We start from the raw sequence: 9,926 nt of genomic DNA on the forward strand, positions 1-9,926 counted from the left end.
CCGCAAACGGCTGTTCGTCGAGGCCGGCCACCTGATCGTCGATCTCGCCCAGCGCTATTACGAGCAGGACGACGAAACCGCGCTGCCACGCAACATCGCCTCCAAAGGTGCGTTCGAGAACGCCATGACGCTCGACATCGCCATGGGCGGCTCGACGAACACCGTGCTGCACATTCTCGCCGCCGCGCATGAGGGCGAAATCGATTTCGATCAGGACGACATCGACGCGCTGTCGCGCAAGGTGCCGGTGCTGTGCAAGGTTGCTCCGGCCAAGTCCGACGTGCACATGGAAGACGTGCACCGCGCCGGCGGCATCATGGCCATCCTCGGCCAGCTCGACAATGCCGGCCTGCTCAACCGCGACCTGCCGACGGTGCACACGCGAACGCTGGGCGAAGCGCTCGACCATTGGGATATTTCCCGCACGACCAGCCAGAGCGTGCGTGATTTCTTCCTCGCCGCCCCTGGCGGCGTGCCGACACAGGTCGCTTTCAGCCAGGACCGCCGCTGGGACGAACTCGATCTCGACCGCGAGAAAGGCGTCATCCGCTCGACCGAACATCCCTTTTCCAAAGATGGCGGCCTCGCCGTGCTGAAAGGCAATCTGGCTCTCGACGGCTGCATCGTGAAGACCGCCGGCGTCGATGAATCGATCCTGAAGTTCACCGGACCGGCCCGCGTCTTCGAAAGCCAGGATTCCAGCGTCAAGGCGATCCTGTCCAACGAGATCAAGGCCGGCGATGTGGTCGTCATCCGCTATGAAGGGCCGCGCGGCGGCCCAGGCATGCAGGAAATGCTTTATCCAACCAGCTATCTGAAGTCGAAAGGGCTCGGCAAGGCCTGCGCCCTGGTCACCGACGGCCGCTTCTCGGGAGGCACGTCGGGCCTGTCGATCGGCCATGCGTCGCCGGAAGCCGCCGAAGGCGGGCTGATCGGGCTGGTGCAGGAGGGCGATACGATCGAGATCGACATCCCGAACCGCAGCATCCGCCTGGCTGTCGATGAGGCGGAACTCGCTGCCCGCCGGGCGGCGATGGAGGCCAAGGGCGCCCTGGCCTGGAAGCCCGAGGAAAAGCGCAAGCGCAAGGTGACGACCGCCTTGCGAGCCTATGCCGCCATGGCGACCAGCGCGGCCAAGGGCGCGGTGAGGTTTGTGCCGGAATAAGGTTTGCGCCCAGGCCCCTCATCCGGCCGCTACGCGGCCACCTTCTCCCCGCTGGGGACAAGAGGCTGGCGCCGGCGCTGACGATCTCTTCTCCCCTCGGGGGGAAGGTGGCCCGAAGGGCCGGATGAGGGGGCTGGCTCCAACATCCGGAACACCATCACGGCATCAACTGATACTCATAAAGCTTCTGGTAGAGCCCACCCTGCTTGAGCAAGGTCTTGTGCGGGCCGCTTTCCACCACCTTGCCGGCTTCGAGCACCACGATCGTGTCTGCCTGGTGCACCGTCGACAGACGGTGCGCGATGACGATCGTCGTGCGGCCTTCCGTCAATTGCTGCAGCGCGTCGCGGAACAGCGCTTCCGATTCGGCATCAAGCGCGCTGGTCGCTTCGTCCAGCAGCAGGATCTCGGCATTGCGCAGCATGGCGCGTGCGATCGAGATCCGTTGGCGTTGGCCGCCCGATAGCAGGCCGCCATTCTCGCCGACATCCGTCTCGTAGCCTTTCGCCTGCGCGCTGATGAAGTCATGGGCGTTGGCCGCCTTGGCGGCGGCGATAACCTCTTCGTCGGTCGCACCCTCGCGCCCAAGCCGGATGTTGTGCATGATGGTGCCGGCAAACAGGAATGTATCCTGGCTGACATAGGCGATCTTTTCCCGCAGCGATGCGAGCGTCGCATGGGAAATATCCTGACCATCGAACAGCACCTTGCCGCTCTTCGGGTCGTACATGCGCATGATCAGGTTTAGAATCGTCGACTTGCCGCCGCCGGAAGGCCCGACCAGCGCCGTCATCTTGCCGGGCGCAAGCGTCAGATCGAACCTGTCCAGCACCGGCGGCCCGTTTTGATAAGCGAAGTCGACGGCGTCGAACCGGATCTCGCCCGGTCCGGCCAGAAGCGGCTTCGCGTCGGGCTTCTCGACCAGAGTCAGCGGCTGGTCGGCGAGCTCGAACATCATGCGCACGCCGACAATACCGCTTTCCAGCGATATGCGCACGCGGGCAAGGCGCTTTGCCGGCTCATAGGCAAACAGGAGCGCCCCGATGAAGGCCATGATGTTTCCCGGCATCTGGCCGCCCTGCAAGACCAGGAAGCCGCTGACGAAGATGGCCCCGGCAATTGCCAGCCCGGCCAGCGTCTCCATCACCGGGCTTGTCGCAGCCTCCAGCGTCGCGATGTTGTTGGCCCGGTTCTCGACGTCCGACACGGCCTTGTACATGCGGTTGCGCATTGCGCCTTCGAGGTTGAAGGATTTGACGACGCGGACGCCGATTGCCGTTTCCTGCATCACCTGCACGATCTGGCCGACCGAGCGAAACTCCATCGCGGCGAACTTGCGAACACGTTTGAGGATGCGGTTGACCCCGTAGATAGCCAAGGGGCCGACGACGAAGCAGATTATAGACAGGGCTGGCTGCTGCCAGACCATGACCCCTACCAGGACAACCAGCGACAACAGGTCGCGCACATAGGACGTGACAACGAGGTCGAGCACGTTGCGCGCCGCCTGCGCATTGTTGGTCATGCGTGTGATCAGGTCGGACGACGAGGTCGAATGGTAGAATTCGATGCCTTGCGCCAGGATGCGGTCGTAGATCTTGCGCTGGCGGTCGGCGATGATGGCGTTGCCGACCCGGCTCATGAAATAGGCCTGGATGAAGTTGGCGAGACCCTTGAGAATGAAGATCGTGGCGACCCCCGCCGCAATCAGGTTGACGCGGTCAATCCGCTTGAAGACCACGAATTCGTCGGTGATCTCTTTGAGAATCCAGGCGCTGGCGCCGGTCGTGGCGGCCACCACAAGCATCGACAAAATCGCGGCGCCGTAGCCAAACCTGTGCTGATAAAAGGATTCCCGGATCAACCTCGCAACGAGGCGCTGGTTTTCCGTCGAGCGGAAGAAACGAAACAAACGGCGGATCCTTGAAACCGGGACAACGAAGGCGGCTTATAGAGGGAGTTGCGGCCGGATGGAACCATCCGCGCCCGCCGCGGACAAACCGCTGTTGCAAGCGGCATCGACGGGATGCGATTTTCAGCCTCGGCACTATCAGATGATTCTTTTGACGGGATGACGACAGATGACTTTCGACCTTATCGTTCGCGGCGGCACGCTGCCTGATGGCAGGGTTGCCGATATAGGCATCAGCGGTGAGACGATCGCGGCGATCGAGCCCGTTATGCAGGGTTCCGCGCGAACCGAGGTCGACGCCCGTGGCAATCTGGTCTCGCCGCCCTTCGTCGATCCGCATTTCCACATGGACGCGACGCTCTCATACGGCATTCCGCGCATCAACGCGTCGGGTACGCTGCTCGAAGGCATTTCGCTATGGGGCGAGTTGAAGCCGCTTTTGACGCATGAGGCGGTGCGTGATCGCGCATTGACCTATTGCGACTGGGCGGTGTCGATGGGCCTGCTCGCAATCCGTACCCATGTCGATGTCTGCGATGACAGGCTGCTGGCGGTCGAGGCGCTGCTCGAGGTCAAGAAGACGGTCGCCCCCTATATCGACCTGCAATTGGTCGCCTTCCCGCAGGACGGGTTCTATCGCTCGCCAACGGCTCGGGAGAACACCATCCGCGCCTTGGACATGGGCGTCGACATCGTCGGCGGCATCCCGCATTTTGAGCGCACCATGGCCGACGGCACGCGCTCGGTAACGGAGCTGTGCGAGATCGCGGCCAGGCGCGGCCTGATGGTCGACCTGCATTGCGACGAGACCGATGATCCGCTGTCGCGTCACATCGAACAGCTTGCGTATGAGACGCAGCGCCTTGGTCTGCAAGGCAAGGTCGCCGGTTCGCACCTCACCTCGATGCATTCGATGGACAATTACTATGTCTCGAAGCTGCTGCCGCTGATCGCCGATGCCGGCGTCTCGGTCATTCCCAATCCGCTGATCAACATCATGCTGCAGGGCCGCCACGACACCTTCCCGAAGCGCCGGGGCCTGACTCGGGTCAAGGAAATGCTGGCGCTCGGCATTCGCGTCGGCTGGGGCCAGGATTGCGTGCTCGATCCCTGGTATTCGCTGGGCACCGCCGACATGCTCGATGTCGCCTTCATGGGCCTGCACGTCGCTCAGATGTCGAGCCCGGCCGAGATGGCGCGCTGCTTCGATATGGTCACCAACGTCAATGCCGCGATCATGGGCCTCGATCATCTCGGCCTGGCGGTCGGCAAGCGCGCCAGCCTTGTCGTCCTCGATGCCGGCAATCCGGTCGAAGCCCTGCGCTTGCGCGCCGAGCGCCTGTGCGTCATCGCCAGGGGCAAGGTGGTGGCGGAGCGGACGAAGCAGGAAACCAGGCTGTCCATCGACGGAAGGCCGGTACTTGTGAACCGACGGCACCATTCGCATCAGGCCCAATAGGACGCCGCATCTGCATCAAAGCTCAAAGCTTCGCCCGTCGTGAAATAAGTCTACATTAAGCCTCCACTTTATTCCGAGGAGGATTCCATGTGGCGCAAGACTGTGATGGCGGTGGCGCTGACGGCGCTTTGCGCCGGGTGCACGACGGATAACGGCAGAGGATCGCCGCACCGCTGACGAAGCGAAATGCCGGTCCTACGGCTTCGTCAAGAAGAATGACGCCTTTGCCGAGTGTCTGCAGCGCATCGATCTGGAGCGGCGTGCGGAGCTCAGACGCACCCCGGCTTTCGACCCCTGGGACAGGCCGGTGATCTATCGGCCCATTATTCTCAGGCCGCAGCCAAAAGGGAACTGAATCGCGCAGACCCAGCCGATTCCCGAGGCTGGCCTTGCCGATTTCCGGTTTTCTCCTCGTCAAAGCCGCCGCTTCCGTCTACGACGCGGCTTACTAGGGAGGAATCGGGATCGGCATGACGCAGCCCGTGGCGCAGAATTCGACGATCAGGAATGTGCTTCTGGCCGGCATTCTGCTGATGCTGGCCGGCGACTTCCTGTTTGCGCTGAACGACGCCATGGGCAAGTGGCTGGTCGCCAGCTTCTCCGTCGGCCAGGTGGTGCTGATCCGCTCTATCGGCGCCTTCTTCGTGCTCGGCCCGATGATCGCCAATCAGGGCCCGGCCAAGCTGTTTCGCATGGAACGTCTGGAGCTGCAGCTGCTGCGGGTGGTGATGACCACGCTCGACACCGCGCTCTTCTATGCCGCCGTGGTCTATCTGCCGCTTGCCGATGTGATGAGTTTCTACATGGCCGGGCCGATCTACGTTGCGGCACTCTCGCACCTCTTGCTTGGCGAAAAGGTCGGCTGGCGCCGCTGGATGGCGATCCTGCTCGGCTTCTGCGGCGTTTTGATCATGCTGAAACCGTCGTCGGCGGCGTTCTCGCTGTCATCGGGTTTTGCGCTGGTAGGCAGCATCTCCTTCGCCTTCGCCATCATCCTCAACCGCCGCCTGCGTGGCACCAGCGACACCAATCTGGTGACATGGCAGACCATCGGCACGCTGCTGGTCGGCGGTGTGCTGACCATCGGCGCCTGGCAGACGCCGTCGGCACTCGATCTCGGCGCCATGCTGCTGCTCGGTATCGTCTCCTGCGGCGCCCACCTGATGATCACCAGGGCGCTCAAGCTGGCGCCGGCTTCGACATTGGCGCCGCTGCACTACACACTGTTGCTGTGGGCGGTGGTGTTCGGCCTGGTGTTCTTCGGCGACGTTCCCGGTCCGCGCATCCTGATCGGCTCGGCCATCGTTGTTCTCGCCGGCCTGTTCATCTTCCATCGCCAGAAAGTGGTCGAAACCACTGTGCCGCCCGAAAACGTGCCGAAGGGCGTGAGTTAGTCCAGGCTCAGCCCCGGTGTATTGCTGCCAGATGCCGCGAAAACTCCGGCGTCTCCATCAGCGCCTTGCAGCGAGCGAAACGGCCATCGGCATAAGCGCGAAAATCATCGACCGGGTTGTTGTTGGCGAGCTGGATCAGCCCCCACAAGGTCCACAACAGGTCGCACATTGCCTTGTAGATGACGATGCGGCCGCGCTCCGCCGGCCTCGCCTCGCCGCCGAAATAAGCGCGTATCATCTCTTCGTCCTGGGCGGCTTCGAACTTGCCCTCCACGCTGAGGTCGCCAAGGTCCCAGAGCGGATCGTTCATGCCCGAATATTCCCAGTCGACGATCCACATCCGCTCGCCAGTATCGAGAAAGTTCTCGCACAGCGGATCGCAGTGGCAGGCGACGATCGGCAGCGGATGGGCGGCCAGCGCCGAGCGGACGCTCTCAGCGTCTCGCACCACGTCATGATAACCGGCGGGCGGGGCGACCTCCTTGGTGGACAGCACCTTGAGGTAATCGTCGATCATCGCGAACAATTCGAAGCGGAAGGGAAACACCGCGCCTGAATCGTGCAGCTTGCGAAAGGCTTCGCCGGCGCGTGCCGGACTGCCCGGACGTGTCCGGAATTTCTCCGGCGACATCGTTTCGGCGCCGGCGATGTAGCGTGTCACCATCACCCCGGTACCGGGGTCGACATGCAGCACCTCGGGACTGACCCCCGCTTTTGCAGCTTCGCGCGCGGCCACCGCTTCGTTGGCCCGGTTGATGTATTCCTCGGTGCCCTTGCCGGGAATGCGCAGGCAGAAGTCGCCGGCCTTGAAGACGAGATTGGTGAGGCCGCCCAGCCGTTCCAGCGGCCCGCTGTAGCCGGCCAGCATGGGAATGGCGTCCAGTGCCGCACGCGCCTCGTCTGTCACCATGCCTGCGCCCCCACGCTGTTATTTGTCGCAGCGACGGTTCCACAATTTTCGCGCTTTGGCTATCATCACTGCGAGATCAAAAATTGGCGGACTGGATAAAAGTGGCGGACAGCAAACATCAGGGCGCGCTCGGCGCGGCCTACGCGGCAAAGCGGCCCGAAGAGGTGGCCGCACTCTATGACCGCTGGTCGGAAACCTATGACGCCGACATGTCGGCCGCCGGCTATCGCCATCCGACGATCTGCCTTGCGTTGCTGGCCCGCCATCTGCCGCGCGGTTCAGCACCGCTGCTCGATGCCGGGGCCGGCACCGGGCTCATCGGCGAATGGCTTGATATTGCTGGTTATCCCCTGGTCGAGGCACTCGATATTTCACAAGGCATGCTGGATCAGGCGGCCCGCAAGGGCGTCTATTCCGCGCTCCACTGCCTTGCGCTCGGCGGTCATCTTCCCTTTGCCGATGATGCCTATGCCGGTATCATCTCGGCCGGCGTCTTCACCTCGGGCCATGTCGGCGTCGAGGGGCTGGACGAGCTAATCCGCATCTGCCGTCCGGGCGGCGTGATCGTGCTGACGGTCAAGAACACGCTGTGGGATGCCGGCTTTGCCACGCGTGTCGGCGAGATCGAGGCGCAAGGCCTCGTCACCCGCGTCGAGGAAACGCGTCCTTACGTCTCGATGCCCGGCGAGGCCGACACGGTACCAAGCCGCGGCCTCGCTTTGCGCGTTATTTGACCTACGCTTTGACCCTGGCGCCTGCCGGATCATACATTGGCTCGAGGTGGATATTGGCCTGCGTCCTCTCCATCGCAACCACCAGTTCATAGTCGCCGGAAGCGAGAAAATCATCGCTCACCCCGTCGGCGTTGCGCACATAGCCGTAGCCGATGTTCCTGCCCAGCGTGTAGCCATAACCGCCGCTGCTGAGATAACCGACCGGCTCGCCATTGCGCAGGATGGTTTCGCGGCCGAGCAGCACGATCTCGGGGTCTTCGACCGTGAAGCCGGCAAAGCGTTTCTTCAGTGCCGCGCCGCTGGTCTTTTCCAGCGCGCGCCGTCCAACGAAATCGGTGTTCTTGCGCAGCTTGACCGCCCAACCGAGCCCGGCTTCCTGTGGCGTGTCGTTGGGGGTGATGTCGGATCCCCAGGCGCGATAGCCTTTTTCCAGCCTTAGCGATTCCAGCGCCCGATAGCCGACCGGTCGGATGTCATGCTTCTCGCCTGCCGCCATCAGTGCGTCGAAGACTTCGCCGGTGGCCGCGATCGGCACATGCAGTTCCCAGCCGAGTTCGCCGACATAGGTGACGCGTAGTGCCCGAACCGTGCGGCCGGCGATGGTAATCTCGCGCACATGGCCGAACGGGAAGCCGGCACTCGACACGTCGGCTCCGGTCGCCGCCGAGAGCACGTCGCGCGCCCGAGGACCCATCAGCGACAGCGTGCCGAAATCCTCGGTGACGTCGACAAGCCTGGCATCGAGCCCTTCGCCGATATGATCGCTGATCCATGAGGAATCATGCGTGCGGAAACCGGTGCCGGTGACGATATAGAATTTCTCCTCGGCCAGCCTCGCCACAGTGAGATCAGCTTCGATACCGCCGCGCGTGTTGAGAAGCTGCGTATAGGTCAGCCGGCCGACCGGCTTGCTGACGTCGTTGGCACAGATCCAGTCCAGCGCCTTCAGCGCATCAGGCCCGCTCAGCTCGTATTTGGCGAAAGACGATTGATCGAAAATGCCGACCTTTTCACGCACATGCCGGTGTTCGTCGCCGACCGCCGCGAACCAGTTCTGCCGGCCCATCGAATAGATGTCCTGCGGCTCGACGCCTTCGGGCGCGAACCAGTTCGGCCGCTCCCAGCCGAGCTTCGAGCCGAACACGGCGCGCTGCTGTTTCAGCCGCTCGTACAGCGGCGAGACGATGCGCGGCCTCCCGCTGGCGTACTCTTCATGCGGAAAGCCGATCGTATAGTGTTTGCTATAGGCCTCCAGCGTGCGGTCGCAGACCCACTGACGGTCGCGGTGCAGGTTGGAAAAGCGCCTGATGTCGACCACCCACAGGTCGAGCGGTGCTTCGCCATCGACCACCCACTGCGCCAGCACCCAGCCAGCGCCGCCGCCCGAGGCGATGCCGAAGGCGTTGAAGCCGGCGCCGACGAACATGTTGGCGCATTCGGGCGCTGTGCCGAGAATGAAATTGCCGTCCGGCGTAAAACTCTCCGGCCCGTTGATCATCTGCTTGACGCCGACGGTTTCCAGCGCCGGCACACGCGCGATCGCTTGGCTCATGTGCTGCTCGAAATGGTCGTAGTCGTCGTCGAACAGCCTGAATTCCCAATCATTGGGAACGTCGTCGCCGGGGAGACCAGTCGCCCAGGCCTGCGGGTTAGGCTCATAGCCGCCCATCACCAGCCCGCCGACTTCCTCCTTGAAATAGGTGCGTCGGTCAGGGTCGCGGATGGTCGGCGCGTCGGTCGCCAGACCGTCGATCTTCTCGGTGATGATGTACTGGTGCTTCACCGGCTGAAGCGGCACGTTGATGCCGGCCATGGCCCCCACTTGCCGCGCCCATTGGCCCGCACAGTTGACCACCTTGTCGCAGGCGATGTCGCCCTTGCTGGTCTTCACCGCCGTGATGCGGCCGTCCTTCATCTCGAAGCCGGTGACGCGAACATCCTCGAGCAGTTTGGCGCCATGCATGCGCGCGCCCTTGGCCAGCGACTGCGTGATGTCGGAGGGGCTCGCCTGGCCGTCGGTCGGCAGCCAGGAGGCGCCGACGAGATCGCCGGTCTCCAGCAGCGGCCACATCCTTTTCACCTCGTCCGGCGACAGCAATTGCATGTCCATGCCGAAGCTTTTTGCTGTCGTCGCCAGCCTTTTGTACTCGGTCCAGCGGTCGGCGTTGGTGGCGAGCCTGAGGCAACCGGTCATCTTCCAGCCGGTGGCGAGACCGGTCTCGGCCTCCAGTCCCTTGTAGAGGTCGACGGAGTATTTCAGCACGCGGGTGATAGACGCCGACGAGCGCAATTGCCCGACAAGGCCGGCGGCATGCCAGGTCGAACCCGAGGTCAGCTTGCCCTGCTCCAGCA

Annotated in this window: 7 protein-coding genes and 1 pseudogene; 5 read left to right on the forward strand and 3 right to left on the reverse strand. The window is 63.2% G+C overall.

Annotated features, from left to right (window positions below):
• Nucleotides 1–1,165 (forward strand): dihydroxy-acid dehydratase (locus tag EN749_RS22380; RefSeq protein WP_189367651.1); only part of this gene is annotated, 1,165 nt, incomplete at its 5' end.
• A 157-nt stretch (nucleotides 1,166–1,322) separates the two neighbouring features.
• Here EN749_RS22380 and EN749_RS22385 read toward each other — a convergent pair.
• The gene (locus tag EN749_RS22385) at nucleotides 1,323–3,077 is read right to left on the reverse strand and encodes an ABC transporter ATP-binding protein (protein WP_128363991.1); all 1,755 of its coding nucleotides are present in this window, start codon (nucleotides 3,075–3,077) and stop codon (nucleotides 1,323–1,325) included.
• A 169-nt stretch (nucleotides 3,078–3,246) separates the two neighbouring features.
• On the opposite strand from EN749_RS22385, the gene EN749_RS22390 reads away from it, so the two are divergent.
• From EN749_RS22390 to EN749_RS22400, 3 genes and pseudogenes are all read left to right on the forward strand, one after another.
• Complete coding sequence (locus EN749_RS22390; RefSeq protein ID WP_128363992.1) at nucleotides 3,247–4,536, forward strand: amidohydrolase family protein; 1,290 nt, start codon at nucleotides 3,247–3,249, stop codon at nucleotides 4,534–4,536.
• Between the two features lie 87 nt (nucleotides 4,537–4,623).
• Nucleotides 4,624–4,891 (forward strand): annotated as a pseudogene (locus tag EN749_RS22395) (hypothetical protein).
• 115 nt (nucleotides 4,892–5,006) lie between these two features.
• Complete coding sequence (locus tag EN749_RS22400; protein WP_127319198.1) at nucleotides 5,007–5,930, forward strand: DMT family transporter; 924 nt, start codon at nucleotides 5,007–5,009, stop codon at nucleotides 5,928–5,930.
• Nucleotides 5,931–5,937: 7 nt separating this feature from the next.
• Here EN749_RS22400 and EN749_RS22405 read toward each other — a convergent pair whose 3' ends face one another.
• Nucleotides 5,938–6,840 (reverse strand): phosphotransferase family protein, encoded by a 903-nt coding sequence (locus EN749_RS22405; protein WP_128363993.1) that lies wholly within the window; start codon nucleotides 6,838–6,840, stop codon nucleotides 5,938–5,940.
• Nucleotides 6,841–6,941: 101 nt separating this feature from the next.
• Here EN749_RS22405 and EN749_RS22410 point away from each other — a divergent pair, with 101 nt between their 5' ends.
• Nucleotides 6,942–7,574, forward strand: a complete 633-nt coding sequence (locus EN749_RS22410) for a class I SAM-dependent methyltransferase (protein ID WP_164873721.1) — start codon at nucleotides 6,942–6,944, stop codon at nucleotides 7,572–7,574.
• Between the two features lies 1 nt (nucleotide 7,575).
• Here EN749_RS22410 and EN749_RS22415 read toward each other — a convergent pair.
• The coding region (locus EN749_RS22415; protein WP_145990972.1) for an FAD-dependent oxidoreductase at nucleotides 7,576–9,926 on the reverse strand (2,351 nt) is incomplete at its 5' end.

Source organism: Mesorhizobium sp. M7A.F.Ca.ET.027.02.1.1 (assembly GCF_004022985.1).
Taxonomy (GTDB): domain Bacteria; phylum Pseudomonadota; class Alphaproteobacteria; order Rhizobiales; family Rhizobiaceae; genus Mesorhizobium.